The following is a 15,052-nucleotide window of genomic DNA, read 5'->3' on the forward strand; positions in this document are numbered from 1 at the left end:
GAGCGAGCGCCGAAGCGAGCGCCGAAGCGAGCCTGCGGCCGCTCGAGCGAACCCGCTACCGCACCCGGTGCTGCTGCAGCCGCCGCAAGGTCAGCCACCCGAGCAGGGCGTTGCCGAGTGCCAGCACCAGCAGGCAAAACGCCCAGGTCGTCAGGTCGTGATTCCACAACCGGTCGGCCGGGGCGGCCGGGAAGATCCCCCGCAGATCGACGCCCGCCGCAGCGGTGGCATAACTCCACCGAGCCGGAGCGAGCCAGGACAGCTGCTCCAGCGGCACCCGCCCGGCGATCGGGATGAGGCCGCCGCACAACACCAGTTGAGCCATGACCGAGACGACGAGCAGCGGCATCACCTGCTCGCTCGTCGAGACGTATGCCGAGAGCGCCAGCCCACAGATCGCTCCCGTCACCGCGGCGACGACGACGACGCCAACCAACTCCAGTCCCGCGGACACGACGAGTCCGTCGGTCGGCCCGGGCTTGCGCCACAGGATCAACCCGACGAGCACGACCGCCTGAGCGGCGGTCAACCCGGTGAACGCAACAACCTTGGCCCAGAAATAGGCCACCGGGGAGAGACCCACGGCACGCTCACGCTCGAAGATCGCACGTTCCCCGACGAGATCCCGCACGCTCGCCGAGGTGCCCATGAACGTCGCGCCGACGATCATGATCACCAGCAGCTGCATCGCCTCGCTCGTCGGGGGCCGGCCTGAGGTGAAGCCGGCGCTGCCCGGGACGGCGAGCGCGAGCAGCGCGAGGACGATCGGCAGCACGCCGTTGAACACGGCATACGAGACATCGGCAAGCATCACGCGCGCCTGCCGGCGGCCGATCGTCGACATCTGGCGGACGATCGGAGGTCCGGGCGGCGTCGCCGGAATGACCGCAGGTCCGACCCGCTCCACCGGCCGCGGGCCCCTCCCGCGGTGCCGCTCAAAGCGGGCCTGGTGGCTCTTCGGGTCGGCCGTCAGCCAGGAGAAGACATCGGCCCACTCGTTGGCGCCGAAGTAGCCGAGGACCTGGCTCGGCGGGCCGAAGTAGGCGACCCGGCCTCCCGGCGCGAGCACGAGAACGTTGTCGCAGGCTGCCAGGTTGGCAACGCTGTGGGTGATGACCACGACCGTACGATCGCCGGTGGCCAGCTCGCGCAGCGTCGTCATCACCGACTTGTCCAGGCCTGGGTCGAGGCCCGAGGTGGGCTCGTCGAGGAACAGCAGCGCGGGCCGGGTCAGCAGTTCCATGGCCACCGACGTTCGCTTGCGTTGCCCGCCCGAGAGCCGGCTGACCGTCGTGTCGGCGTGCTCGGTCAGCCCGAGTTCGGCGATCGTCTCATCAACCCGGGTAGCGCGCTCGGCTGGGCTGACGTCGGCGGGGAAGCGCAACTCGGCGGCATACCGCAATGCGTGCCGGACAGTGAGCTGGCGATGGATCAGATCCTCCTGGGGGACAACGCCGATCTGGTGACGAAGGACGGCGAAATGACGGTGGACGTCGAGCCCCTGATAGTCGACCGCCCCCGTGCTAGCCGGGCGAGCACCAGTTAGCACGGCAAAGAGGGAGGACTTGCCCGCGCCCGACGGTCCGACGACGGCGGTGAGTGACCCAGGGGCGAGGTCAAAGTCGACTCGATCGAGCAGCGCACGGCCCGACGGCAGCACATAGCCAACCCCGCGCACGCTCAACGCAACCGACGAACCGCTATCCACTCGCTCGAACGAGGCGCCGTCCCACTGCAAAACCCAGCTGCCGACACCGAGCAGCTGTCCGGGCGCGAGAACTGCCTCGGTGACCTGCACCCCGTCGACAAAGGTGCCATTGGCGCTGCCGAGATCCTGGACGAGGAGCAGGTCTTCGGTGTGCGGGCGGATCCGGGTGTGGAAGCGGGAGACGAGCAAATCGTCAAGGACGAGATCGCATCTCGGGTCGCGGCCGAGCACCCACCCCTGCCAGGCCGGCGTCTGGGCCGCCGACGGCGGCCGGGGTCGAGAGGACCACCGGCTCTCCGAGATGCTGACCGGTTCCAGGTAGGCTCGGACCGCCGGCGCGTTGTCGGCGACACCGAAACGGATCGCCGCCGGTCCGGTGATCGGTCGGCTGGTCACCTTATGCCCGTCGACCCAGGTGCCATTGGTGCTCCCGAGATCGTGGACCTCCCACTGGTCGGTATGGACGAAGCGCGCATGTCGTCGGGAGACCCCGGGGTCGTTCAGGGTCAGCGCGGCCGCCGGATCGCGGCCGACGAAGAAATCGTCTCCGGGGTGCACCACATAGCGCCCCCGGTCGGTTTCGAGCACGAGCAGGTCGCCAGCATCGTGGCGTGCGGAAGCGCTCACGGGGAAGGCGGCTTGAGACGACGCGGCACACAGACATTCTTCAGCAGCTCGCCGCTGCGCTCGGGATAGAGCGTCTGACACGCCGATTGCGCTCCGGCCTCGCTGGAGATGCCGCCGGGATCGCCGAGCAGCACCCACATCCGGTCATAGCCAACCCGCTGACCGGTTCCGAAATCACTGGCCAACAACGATATCGATGGCCAGCCCCGCTGCGCGAGCCGGTCCTTGATCCGATCCTGCTCGGCGACGATGTCAGTGTAATAGAAGGTGTGGCTGCCGTTCTCGGCAGTTTGCAGCGGGTCGTCCATGCCGTTGGTCTTGCTCGCGAGCTGCAGCACCCAACGGCCGTCGAGCCACAACGAGGCCAGGCTCTCCACACGCGCCTCCCGCAGGGACTGATTCGCCGTCCGCTGGGCCGAGCTGTCGTCCGCCGAGCCCTCGGATGCAGTCGAGGAAACCGTCACCGTCGTGGTCGAGGTCGTGGGCGGCGAGCTGGGAGTCTCGCCCGGTGGCGCGCTCGTCGCCGGTGGTGCGGTGGCCGTGTTGCCGCGGGAGGTCTGGGTGCCGCTTTCCGACCCGGCGGCGACGCCGGGCGTCCCTGCGGGGGTGGGATTGTCGCGACTCAGCACCCGGTAGCCCAAGCCCGCGGTCACCGCGGCCAGCACACAGATCAGCCCGATCCCGATGGCCCGCCCGATTCCGCGGGGCTCGGCCGGCGGCGGGGGCGGCGTCGCGGCGGCGGCCACCAGCGGCCGGCCGCACCGGCCGCAGAAGCTGCCCCACGAGGCGGTGCCGCACGATGGACAGATCGTCGCCTCGGGCCCGGTCATGACCGCTCGCTCCCCACGACGAACGACCGGTCGCCATAGGTGACCGTCGCCCCAGGCAGCACGGTGGTCCGCTCTCCCGGGGTGATCCGCGCGGTGCCGCCAGCAGGGTCAGTTATCCGCACTCCGTTGGTGGAATGCAAGTCCTGCACCCACACGCCGGCACCGGCCGGCCCAACCGCGAGGTGCGTCTTGGAGATCGAGCGTTCACCGTCGGCGACCGGCAATACCCGGGCGTCCTCGAATCCGGTCATCTGGGCGGGGTTGCGCCCCAGGAGAATCACGTGATCCACGGTGGCCACCTGTCCGTTGTCGAGGTGGATGATCGGCGAGCTTGCCCCGCGCCGCATGGTCGCGGCGAGGTCGTCCTCGCCATCCACCGGCGGCGGCATCGTGGTGTGCGCCGCGACCGATCTCATGTCCTTGACGATCGGGCTGGGCGTCACCGGCCACTGAGGGCTGGCCGCTGCCGTCTCCGGAGGTGACCAGCCGCCGCCACGCGGGACCTCACTGATCACTGGCCCGTCTGACGGCAAGTGCGCAGGCGTCACTCCTGCATGGCTTTGCCCGTATGCCGCTCCGGACGGCTGTGCCTGGGCGGTCCAGGTCGCGGGCTCCTGCCGCTTCCGCGGGTCGCGGCCTCGCTTGATGTCGACCACGACGACGCCCGCCGCCCGGTCGGCCCAGTGCTGATTGGCCGGGGGCCGCAAGAAGAGCAGCGCGATACCGGCAATGCCCAAGGTGATCGTTCCAACCAGACCCTCGAGGAGGTGTTTGAGGAAGGTGCCGCCGCCCGTCAAGGCCCCGGTGGCGGTCGACACATGTCGCAAACCGATCATGAGTCCGCCGATTGTCGACGATGTGGCGAGCATGACGATCGTGGCGATGACGGCATAGACGAGGGGCCCTAGGAGCCACACGATGAGTCCCGCGGAAGCCGTGGCGTCGTTCTCCGTTGAGATCCCCTGGGCGAGAATGGCGATTCCGATGACCGACAAGACCGCGACGATGACGTTCTCGATGACCCGGGCAGCGACGCGCTGCCCCAAGGTCGCCGGGAGGTAGCCGGCCAGGGCGGGGTACTGGGTCTCAATCCCCGTGCCCACGGGCGGGGGTGTCGCGCTGCTCAACACTGCTCCTTACGGTGACGGGGCCAAACCGGGCGGCGGGCTCGGCGCCGACCCTCGGGCGGCTCAGGTTTCCCGCCCGCGAACGAGCGGGCCGACCCGGATCGTCGTCGCAGTGAGCGTAGCGAGAACCGGGCTCGCAGGGCACGGCGGCGACCCACCGATCCGGTCATGCCGGCGAGCACCGCGTCGACCTCGCGCCACAGCGCGTCGATATCGGCAGCGGTGGGCTCGTCCGGGCCGAAGACCCGGCTGTCAACGCCGTCGGCCACGGCGACCGCTGAGACGGCCGGGAAGGTGCGGCCCAGATATCCGGCGCTCTCGTGCCGGGTCAGCGTGGGTGGCACGGGGGCGCCGAGATCCGTTGCGTGGTCGAGGATCTCGGCCCAGCCGCCGCTGACCCGGTCGGCACTTCGGGAGGCGTGTTTCCGGCGTCCGCGGCGGCGTCGTTTCAGCGCCAGGATGGTGACGAACGGGGCGGCGAGCAGCAGCAGCCCGGCCACGACGAGGGCGCCGAACTTCAGCACGCGGTGCCAGACCGGGACGCTCGGCTCGCTGGCCGGCGGGCGGCGCGAGGTGTCGACATCGGTGGGGCGGTCGACATCGCTGCGGGGCGGGTCCGGCGGCGGCAACACCTGGGGCTTGGGCTCGCTCTTGGGCCGGTCGGTCCTGGTTTTGGGCACCCGGTCGTGATCCGGCGTGGGGTCGAAGCTCGCCCACACATCGGGTTCGAAGGCGACCTCGACCCAGACGTGGGCGTCCTTGCCGGTGAGGGCGACCGGCGCCGTGGTGGCCTTCCCTGCTTCGGGATAGAACCCCATCACGACGCGCGCGGGCAGGTCGAGCGAGCGGACCATGAGCGCCATCGCCACGGCATACTGCTCGTCGTTGCCGATCAGTTGCTGCCCGGACAAGAAGGTGTTGATCCGGTCGGCGGAGTGCCCCGCGCGGGACTTGCCGTCGGAGCCGTCGGAAAAGAAACCGGTCTGGCGCAGCTCGCGCTCGATCGCGCGCACCTGCGCATACGGCCGGGCGATGCCTTGCGTATAGGTCGCGGCGGTCTTGGCGACGATGTCGGGAACTTTATCGTTGGCAGGCAACGGGATATCACGCACGCCCTGCTGCTCGAGGTCCTTGTCCTTCGGCTGCGCCGGAAGCACGACATCGATCCCGTATGCCGTTCCGGCCCCCGTTCCCGCGGACGTCAGCGCGGTCCCCGTCCCGGGGTTGTAGTAGAGGCTCTTGGCCTGCTCGGCCGCACCCGCACCGGTGAAGTCGACCTGGCGGATGTCGCCGCCCCCTGCCAGCCAAGGACCCGCGAGTTTGCCGACGGTGACGCCGAGGTGGGTCGGCTTTCCCGAGGGCGGGGTGACCTCCACCCGGTGACCGACCTTGACATAGCTTGCCGAGGACGCGGCGACGTTGTAGACGATGCCGTCGTAGGTATCCAAGGTGGCCAGCCGCACGCGGTCGCCCTCGGGGAGTCCGGTGACCGTCACCAGGGTGTCGTCCTTTAGATCGGTGACGAGGTGCCGGTATTGCGTGAGCGGGCTGGCATAGGCGCGCGGATCGAGGGGCGGGACGATGTCGTCGCGCAGGATGTGCCGGTTGGTTTGGGTGAGCAGGGCGGGGCCGAGGACGGCAGCGGCGACCACTGCGAGGACGATCATCGCCGCCGCGAGCCCGCCGCGGCGCAGGTCCCACCCGCTGCTCGTGCGCAGGCCGGCTTCGGGATCACCGGCGACGCGACCGCGCGCGAGGACTGCCCACACGAGCGTGAGGACGGCGAAGGCGACGCCCTGCCCGACGGCATACGGGGCGCTCTTGATGCCCCAGAGGATGCCGACCACGAGGAAGGCCAAGGCGGTGAGCACGGCGGCGACCTGGCGTCCACGCAGGACGAGGGAGCTCACGAGCGCACCCGCGGTCAGACCCGCGGCAAATGGCACGACCGCCGGACCGGAGTAGCCGTCGGCGGGAATGCCGACGGTGAGCAGATCGCGCCAGGACTGGGCGAGGAGTTGGGCCAGCCGGGTGAGGGTCGTCAGCGTCGGGATGACACCAGCGATCGTGCTGTCCGACAACGCAATCGCGCCGCCCAGGAGGATGTAGCAAAACAGCACAGCGGCAGCGGTCGTCAGCACGCCCCACCCGGCCAGCCGCGCGATGACGGCAATGACAAAGCCGAGCACCACCCCGATGGTTGCCGCGGCATAGCCACGCGCGCCACCGAAGACCGGCCCGAAGGCCAGCACTCCGACACCGAGGAGGCCGAGCGCAAGGAGGATGTCGACGAGGCTGGCGCCGGTCAGGACCGAGCGGGCGCGCACTGTCGTCCCCGTGCTGGTGTCGGGGCTGATCAGGATGCGCTCGCTCACCGGATCACCCGCATCGCCCGGGGCAGCTCGGCGAGCGCCGGCACGTCGACAACCGTCATGCCGCCCAGGCGACGGCGGGCTCCGACATTCTCCGGGCTGCACGCGCGGACGGCAACGGTCAGGACGTCGAGCGGCGCGACGCGATGGGTGGCGTGCAGGGCGTCCGGGCTCGTGGACGAGCCGGTGACGAGGACCACCATGGAAGCGCTCGGGACCAGCGCCAAGCCATGGACCAGGCTCTCTCGCAACGGGATCGCCTCGGGCGCGAAGTCCAGGGCGCACAGCTGGTCGAGCAGCGCCGCTGCCGAGGGGACCGTGAGTCGTCCCGTGCTGGTCAAAACGTCGACTTGGCGTTCCTCGCGACGTGCCTGCAGCACAAGGGATCCCACCGTCGAGATCGCCAGTTCCAACTCCTCGGGCGTGGCGTAGTCGGCCGCGTGCAGGGATAACAGGACGAGCAGGTGCGACCGCCGGGTTTCCTCGAACTGCCGCACCACCATCCGGCCGACCCGGGCGGTCGTTCGCCAGTGAACCGTGCGCAGGTCGTCGCCGTTGACATAGTCGCGCAGCGCGTGGAAGGCGACATCCGACGAGGTGAGATTGTGCGTGGTGACGCCCTCGACGTCACGGAGGAAACCCGTGGTGCTGGCGGCAATGGGGACCGTCGGTGGATGGACAAAAAGGTCGGCACGCTCGGTCCAGTTGCGCTCGCGGCGGAAGAAGCCGAACGGGTCGGACTTGACCGAGCGGAGCGGGCCGATGGGAACGATGCCGCGACGCCTGGTGGGCACGGCGAAGAGGATTTCATGGTCCTCCTCGCGCGCCAGGCCAGGCAGCTCGAAGGTGCGGGCGCGGCGCCCGACCGGCAGTTCGATGCTCGACGGCAGCAGCGTGCGAGAGGCCTGATTGCGCACGACGACCCGGCCGAGGGCCTGCTCGCCCGCGGTCACGCGGGTGGAGTCGAGGTCGATGGAGGCGGCATACGACATCCGGCCGAAGGTCCACACCAGCGCGAAGGCGACGGTCGTGAGGATCGCGATCCCGAGCACGAGCAGTTCGACCCAGCCCTGGTCGAGCCCCACCCACACGGTGGCCGCTCCGCCGGCAAGCGCCGCCCAGCCCAAGGTGGTGACCGGCGCCGTCCAGCGCCGTGCTCGGGCGAGGACCGGGTCGAGGCGGGCGGTTGCCCGCGGGCCGAACTCGCTGATTCGTCCGCGCACGCTGTCCAGGCGTGGCCGGATGCCGCCGGTCATACCAGGCAGCCGCAGTCGCCGAGGCGGGCGCAGGGCGCGCGGCCGTCGGCTCTGGGCTGATCCGGTGGCAGCGGTCATGTCGTCAGGCCCCGCCGCGAATCATTGGAGCAGCGACATCGTCCAAGGCGCGGCCCAAGACCGATGTCGCTGTGGCGCCGTGGAATTCGGCGTCGGGTGACATGACGATCCGGTGTGTCCAGACGGGCGCGACGAGTTCCTTGACGTCGTCGGGCAGCACGTAGTTGCGACCGTGCGCGGCCGCCCATACCCGAGAAGCACGGACCATGGCGATGGCGCCGCGGGTGGAGACGCCGAGGAGGGCGTCGGGGTGTTCGCGGGTGGCCTCGACGAGGCGCTGGACGTAGTCGAGGACGGCGGCGTCGACGTGGTTGTCCTTGACCATGTCGGCCATCTCGGCGACCGCCTTGGTGGCGATGATCGGGCGCAACTCCTTGGTGCGGTCGGGGCGGGCCGAGCCGGCGAGCACCTCGACGGCGGCGGCCCGCTCGGGATAGCCGAGCGCGGTCTTCATGAGGAACCGGTCGAGTTGGGCCTCCGGCAGGCGATAGGTTCCGGCCTGCTCGATCGGGTTCTGGGTGGCGATCACCATGAACGGGCGCGCCGCGTCATACCGCGTGCCGTCGACGGTGACCTGGGACTCGCCCATGATCTCCAGCAGCGCGGACTGCGTCTTGGGGGAGGCACGGTTGATCTCGTCGGCGAGGACGATCGAGGCAAACACCGGGCCGCGGTGGAACTCCCACTGCCCGCGCTTTTGGTCATACATCGTCACCCCGGTGATGTCCGACGGCAGCAGGTCGGGAGTGAACTGAATGCGCGAGTGCGTGCCCTGCACGGTGGCCGCCATCGCCCGGGCAAGCGCCGTCTTGCCCGTGCCCGGCGCATCCTCGAGCAGTAGATGGCCCTCGGCGAGCAGGCAGGTCAGCGCCAGCCGGATCGCCGGCGCCTTCCCGAGCAGCGCCTGGCCGATGTTGTCGGTCAGCCGGGCGAAGGTGTCGGCGAACCAGGCTGCGTTGTCAACTGCCACGGGCATGGGTGTCCTCGAGTCCTCTCATTGTTGGGTGCACTCGACGGTGTTGACTCCGTCGCCAATCCGATCTCCCGCGGAATCGAAAAGCGCTGCAGGCGATCCCTCCGAACTCGGCGGCGCGTAGCCGTTGCCGTCCACCGTGCGATAGGAGGTCCAGTTTGCGGCGCCTGAGCCGGCCACGAAGCACCGAACCGTCGTGCCCGGGTTCCAGCGGTGGAGTTCGACGTAGACGTGCTTACAGTCGGTGTAGCTGCAGGTGAATGAGTCGCCATGGTTGGTCACTTCATAGGGGACATCCCAGGTGCTCGCCTGCTGGGTGCCGGACCATGGCCCCCAGTTGCCCTCGCTGTCCTGTGCTTGCGCCCGGATCGCCTTGGTCTGGTTGCGGCCGTTTCCCTCTTGCTTGGAGCCGGTGACGGAGACGACCTGGTCGCCGCCGTCGGTGGTGTTGATCCGGACGGCGCTGATCGCGCGGCCGTTGCCTGCCCCGGAGCCATTCCAACTCAGCTTGACGTCGGTGACATTGCCCGAGGCGCTGACCGACGGCATGTTCGGCGGCCCATAGGCATTGACGACGACACCACCAGACGGGAGGCTGTCGGCCTGCACGCCGTCGACAACCGCCCGGGCGCGGACCGAGACGGCGACATTCTGCCCGTTGGGGAAGGCGGCGTCGGTGATCGTGCCGCCACCGCTGGGCAGGCTGCCGCCCGCGCCGCCGGCCGACCAGAGGTAGCTGATCTCGCTGGGCAGGGCGCCGTTGGTGGCGCCGGGGGTGAAGCTGATCTGAACCTGGTTGTTGGTTCCGGTTGGGCGGGCCGAGACATTCGTCGGTGTTCCCGGGGCCTTGAAGGCACGCACCGCATTGGAGGCGGGTGACCAGCCGCTCGGGCCGGCCGAATTCGTTGCCTGCACCGCAAACGTCAGGCTTTGCTCGCCAACGGGGACGGCCAGCGTAACTTCTCGTGAACTGCCGGCGGAGGTGACCTGCCCCGTGGCGTTGTTGCGGACCTCATAGGTGAGGCTGTCGTCGCCATTGCCGTCCGCGGCGTCCCAGCTGATCGTCGCCGACGGCGGCAACGTCTTGTCGGGGTTCATCGTGGCTCGCGGAGCGGTCATGCCGACCGGCCTGCCAAAGGGCGTGGTCGGGGCGGACTCGGCGGACCAGTCGGACTCCAGCGGCTCGTCGGTGGTGCCGGCGATCGCCTTGACCTTGACAACATACGGGGTGCCGTTGGTCAGGCTGGAGAGGGTGTATGCCGTTGCCGCGCCGACGTTTATCTCCCCCTGGCCGCCCGGGGGCGGGCTGATGGACAGGACGTATTCCCGAACCGGCGAGCCTTCGGTGGTGGCTCGGGGCCAGGTGAGCGCGATCTGTTTGTCCCCGGCGGTCGCTGAGGGTGGGCCCGGAGGGTTGGGCTTCTCGTCCGGGCGGACCTCGTTGGACGCCGCTGACGGCTTCGAGTCACCGACGTCGTTCGTGGCGACCACCTGGAAGCGATAGACCGTGTTGTTGGTCAGGCCCGTGATCGTGCAGGTGGTCACGACCTTGCACTTCTGTGACCCGCCGGACCAGGTGACGGTGAAGCCGGTGATCGGGGCGCCGTTATTGGCGCCGGCCGTCCAGGAGACCGTCGCCGTCTTGGAGGCGTTGGTCTCGGCGGTCACCCCGGTCGGCGGGTCGGGGGCGCCGCGGACGGTGAGTAGCACGCGTCCTTCGACCTGGCGATCGGCGCTCTGGGTGGCGTCGGCGACGCGGTAGCTCACGGTCAGTTCGCCGTGCGAGCCGGCCTTCGGGGTGATCGTTAGGTTGGTCCCGGCGGCCGTCACGCTTCCCTCTCCGGCAACGACTGCGGGCCGCCCGACCAAGGTGATCGGTTTGTTTTGGTCGGCAAAGGGATTCGTCACGTAGTCGGCCACGTCGACGTCGCGTGCTTCGCCGGCGTTGGCATCATTAATGACCGCATCGCGCGTGGTCATCAGCGGCCGGGTCGAGGCCAGCACCGTAAGCGGCAGTTGCGCCCGAACGGGGTCGGTCGAGCCGTCGGTCACCTCGACCGGGATGAGGGCGCCGGTGTTGGGTTCGGTGTCGGCGGGCGCGGAGACGCTCAGCGTCGAGCCGTCTAGGGAGATGTCGAATCCCGCCGGGGTGCTCCCCAAGGAGAAGCGGAGTTTGTCCAGGTCGCCGGGGTCGGGGTCGGTGACCATCGGTTTGAGGTCGACCGTGCTCGCCTCCTCTCCGGCCGCCACGGTCACCTCGGAAGGCTGAAAGACCGGCTGGGTGTTGCCCTTGCCGGTGACGTCGATCGGGATGGTCAGCACCGAGGTGAGCCCCGCGGGGTCGTCGGGGCTCTTGCCGTCGGTGACCTCGAAAGTGACCGAGGACTGGCCTGCGAAATCGGCTGGGGCGGTGAAGGTTAGCGTCTTGGAGTCCTTGACGAGCGGCGAGCCGTCCGACCCTGCGGATGCCCTGACGGTCTTCTCGTAGGTGATCTGCGGGCTGTGCCCGTCGCGGACGCGCACATAGTCGGCGAGCGGTAGGACGATGGTCTCGCCGGCGGTGATCGCGACCGGGATCTTGTCGGTGCGCAAAGCCGGGGGCGCCCCGGACGCCGCCGGCACGACGACGACGGCCGATGCTGCCTGCTTGTCGGGGTCGGTCACGGTATAGACGAGGACCTGACGCTCGTCGGTGACGGGGATGACGAGGCGGTCCTTGCCGTCGACGTCGACCCGGTCGTCGCTGGTGCTGACCTTGAGGTTGGCGACGGTCCCGTCGGGGTCTTCGTCGTTGTCGAGGACGGCGACCGTCACCGATTGCCGGCCCACGACATCACTCGGGTCGACGATGTCGTCTCGAGCGACCGGCGGCTGCAGCGGCGCCGTCGGCGTGACGGTGACGGTGAGCACGCCGCGAGAGGCTCCGCCCCGCCCGTCGGTGATCGCGTAGTAGTACTGCAGCGTCCCTTCCTTCTTGGGGGTGACCAATTCGGCTCGGGACCCGGCTGCCGTCGCGGTCGTCGTGGTCTGCGAACTGACCGGTGTCACCGCGCCTTGGGTCAAGGTGATCGGGTCGCCGTCGCCGTCGAAATCGTTGACGGTGACCGGGATCGCCAACTCTGTCTCGGGGCGAGCGGTGATCGTGTCGGGGACGGCGACGGGTGCCTGGTTGACCGGTGGTGGCGGGGCGATGCCCACCTGGACGGTGGCGGTGCCACGCGCGCCGAACCGATCGGCCACGGCATACGAGAACGTGTCTGTCCCGGATGCGTCTGCGGGAGCCGAGTATTCGATGCGACCGGCGGCCACGCGCGCCGTTCCCTTGGTGGGCGGCTTCCCCAACCCGACGAGGAGGGCGGAGTCGCCGTCGGGGTCGATGCCGTCGGTGGGGACGCGAATGCTCACGGTGTTGCCCGCAAGGACGCGGGCGACCAGCGGTTTGGGTGCCGGCGGTGCGTTCTTGCCGTCGAGCGCCCGGATGGTGATCGCCACATCGGCCGAGGCGAAGTTCCCCCGGTCGTCGCGGATTGTGTATGTCGCCCGGGCGCGTCCAGCGTCGCCGCCCGCCTTGAAGCGGACGGTGTCGTTGGAGACGAAGAAGGTGCCGAGATCGCCGCCGGTCACGATGTCGATCGCCGGGTCGACGTGGATGGTCAGCCCAGATGGTGAGGAGTCGTTCTCCTTGACCGGGACGGTGACGACGTCGCCGGCACGGACCAGGCCGGGGTCGTCAACGGCCACTGGCGGCTCTGGGTTGGCCTTGGGTGGGATGGGCACGACGGTGACCTGTCCCTTCGCGCTGGCTTCGCCGTTGGACATCGTGTAGGCGAAGGTCGTCTGCTGCGGCAGGCCTCCGGGGGCACTGATGCGCAGCAAACCGTGGTCGATGACTTCGACGGCGAGGGGGGAGTTGGTCGGTACCGTCACGATCTGGACGACCAGGACCCCGCCGAGGGGGTCGTAGTCGTTGGCGAGGACGTCGACGAGAACCGAGCCGCCGGAGGGCAGCAGGGCGAGGTCGCCGTCCGCGACCGGGGTGTGGTCCTTGGGCCGGTCGACGACGTCGATGCGCACGATGCCGTCGGCAACCGACGGCCCGTCGGTGATCCGGTAGTCGAGGTATTGCGTGCCGATCGTGGTGGAGCTGAACGTGAACCGGCCGGTGGACAGGTTGGTGGTCACGGTGGATCCGCTGGCCGGCCGGCTGACCTGGACCAGGCGCAGCGGGTCGGCGTTGGCGTCGATGTCGTTGGCGAGCGGGTCGACGACGATCTGGCGGTTCTTGAACACGCGGACGTGGTCGGGGTTGGCGATCGGCTGGATATTGCCGGCGCTCTTGACGTCGACGCTAAGTGTGCCTTCGCTCTGTTTCTTGCCGTCGCTGACCGTGAGGGCGACGTCTTTGACCCCAGCGGCGGTCGTGCCCAGATCGCGCACGGTGATCGGGCCGTCGGCGCGTGAGCGGACCTGCAGGCCGGGCGGCGCGCTCGCGCTGGCCAGGGTGACGGCGTCCCCGTCGGGGTCGATCCAGTCGGGGAGGATGTTGTAGCGGATCTCGCCCTTGCGGTCGATGACGACCTTGCTGGCGCGCAGCGGTTTTGGTGCTTCGTTTTGGGACCACGGGTGGACGCTGATGGTTGCGCGGCCGGTGGCCTCTCCGCCACGGCCATCGCTGACGGTGTAGGCGATGATGGCCCGGCCGCTCGCCTTGTCGGGCACCTCGATCTGTAGGGCCTCGCCGCCGCGCACCTGCCGGATCGAGCCCAGGGACGGCGATTTGGCCACCGTCGCCGTGAGGACGTCGCCGTCGGGGTCGGCGTCATTGATCAGGACCGGCAAGGTGGTGGATCTGCCTGGGCGGACGCCGAATTCGTCGTCCTCGGCGATCGGTGGATGATTGTTCTTGTCGCGCTTGGCAGCAGCGGTCTGAGGGACCTCCTGGCTGGCGTTGTTCTCCTTGTCGGAGCGCTCCTTGGCCTGGTTGGTGATGTCGGTCCAGTTGTCGACCAGCTGCATCTCGTCGTTGACGAGATAGATGTCGCCGTTGGCGACGTTGTTGAGGACGACGACGTTCCGGTTGACCCGGAAGACCAGGTCATCGGTGTCGTCGAAGGCCAGGCCGGTCTTGGTCACATCATCGGCGGTTCCCGGGCAGTCGCGGACGTAGGCGCCGGAGCCGGACCAGGCGGCATACGCACAGCCGGCGACCACCACCGGGGCGGCGGCGCGCCCGGCACCCCCGGCGGGGAGTTCTGCGACATCACCGCCGCTGAGCGGCACCCGCAGCAGCGCGTTAGCCGTTGCGAGAGTGACGCTGTCGCTGTTCTCACCGGGCTGCTGGACGGTGACGACCTCGCCCGCGTCGAGCGCTTCGCGGCCGTGATGCGACCAAACCACGCGCTTGACCGTGTCGACCGCGACCACCTGGTCGCCGACGGCGCTCAGGACGACGCTCTGCGAGTCCTGATAGTCCTTCAGCTCGCCGTCGTCGGCGGTCTGCCAGCCATCCTGCTGCGCCGTGATCCGCCGCACGGCGCCGTCGGGAGTGACCAGGCGCCCTACACCGTCGAGCCCGACGACCGCCTTGACGCCCTTGACCTTGGCGACCGTGGGATCCGCCTCGGGCGAGAAGGCGTTGAGCTTGCCCGCGTCGAGCGCCCATATCCGTCCGCCGCCGGAGTCGACGACCAGCGCGGTGCTCCCCCCGTGGACAAGCCGCATCCCCTCGGGGATTTTCAGGGCCGTCCCGAGGATGGCGAACGCGGGGTCCACCGGCTGGGCCTGCGCATGCTCGGTATCATGCAGGACGATCGAATTGCCGGCCTGGGTGATGTCGAAGTCGCCCGCGCTCACCCGCAGCCCGCTGTCCAATGTGCGCGACGGATAGTTCAGGTGCGCCACGAGCCCATCGGTCAGGTTGGTGACCCAGACGCCGCCGTCATTGAGCCGCAGGTCCGCAACCGGCACGCCCCGATGAAACGCGGCAAGGATCCCGACGGCAAGCACCACGACCGTCAGCAGCACCGCCCCACGATGCTGGGTTCCAGCCTTCATCCACTGCACCCGGGCCACCTCCCTTGC

7 protein-coding genes are annotated in these 15,052 nt (G+C 69.3%); all 7 read right to left on the reverse strand.

All coding sequences use genetic code 11. From position 1 onward, the window contains the following. Nucleotides 1-55 precede the first annotated feature (55 nt). Genes V9G19_RS20385 through V9G19_RS20415 form a run of 7 tightly spaced genes read right to left on the reverse strand, consistent with a single transcriptional unit; the run spans nt 56 to nt 15,025 of the window. On the reverse strand, nt 56-2,335 hold the full coding sequence (locus tag V9G19_RS20385) for an FHA domain-containing protein (protein WP_462287239.1): 2,280 nt from the start codon (nt 2,333-2,335) through the stop codon (nt 56-58). After that, nucleotides 2,332-3,165: a hypothetical protein gene (locus tag V9G19_RS20390; RefSeq protein ID WP_462287240.1), complete on the reverse strand. Its 834-nt coding sequence runs from the start codon at nt 3,163-3,165 to the stop codon at nt 2,332-2,334. The genes V9G19_RS20385 and V9G19_RS20390 overlap by 4 nt, the downstream gene beginning before the upstream one ends. After that, the gene (locus V9G19_RS20395; protein WP_462287241.1) at nt 3,162-4,292 is read right to left on the reverse strand and encodes an RDD family protein; all 1,131 of its coding nucleotides are present in this window, start codon (nt 4,290-4,292) and stop codon (nt 3,162-3,164) included. The genes V9G19_RS20390 and V9G19_RS20395 overlap by 4 nt, the downstream gene beginning before the upstream one ends. After that, nucleotides 4,289-6,667, reverse strand: a complete 2,379-nt coding sequence (locus V9G19_RS20400) for a transglutaminase-like domain-containing protein (RefSeq protein ID WP_462287242.1) — start codon at nt 6,665-6,667, stop codon at nt 4,289-4,291. The genes V9G19_RS20395 and V9G19_RS20400 overlap by 4 nt, the downstream gene beginning before the upstream one ends. Beyond that, complete coding sequence (locus V9G19_RS20405) at nt 6,664-7,998, reverse strand: DUF58 domain-containing protein (RefSeq protein ID WP_462287243.1); 1,335 nt, start codon at nt 7,996-7,998, stop codon at nt 6,664-6,666. Before V9G19_RS20405 ends, V9G19_RS20400 begins: the two co-directional genes overlap by 4 nt. Before the next feature lie 4 nt (nt 7,999-8,002). Further along, nucleotides 8,003-8,974, reverse strand: a complete 972-nt coding sequence (locus tag V9G19_RS20410; RefSeq protein ID WP_462287244.1) for an AAA family ATPase — start codon at nt 8,972-8,974, stop codon at nt 8,003-8,005. Between the two features lie 18 nt (nt 8,975-8,992). Further along, nucleotides 8,993-15,025 (reverse strand): Ig-like domain-containing protein, encoded by a 6,033-nt coding sequence (locus V9G19_RS20415; protein ID WP_462287609.1) that lies wholly within the window; start codon nt 15,023-15,025, stop codon nt 8,993-8,995. Nucleotides 15,026-15,052 lie beyond the last annotated feature (27 nt).

Origin of the sequence: Nostocoides sp., from assembly GCF_037045025.1 — a bacterium.
GTDB lineage: Bacteria > Actinomycetota > Actinomycetes > Actinomycetales > Dermatophilaceae > Nostocoides_A.

Coding starts and splice junctions, on each gene's coding strand:
- V9G19_RS20390 (WP_462287240.1), bottom strand. CDS start 3,165: ATGACCGGGCCCGAGGCGACGATCTGTCCATCGTGCGGCACCGCCTCG.
- V9G19_RS20405 (WP_462287243.1), bottom strand. CDS start 7,998: ATGACCGCTGCCACCGGATCAGCCCAGAGCCGACGGCCGCGCGCCCTG.
- V9G19_RS20410 (WP_462287244.1), bottom strand. CDS start 8,974: ATGCCCGTGGCAGTTGACAACGCAGCCTGGTTCGCCGACACCTTCGCC.
- V9G19_RS20415 (WP_462287609.1), bottom strand. CDS start 15,025: ATGAAGGCTGGAACCCAGCATCGTGGGGCGGTGCTGCTGACGGTCGTG.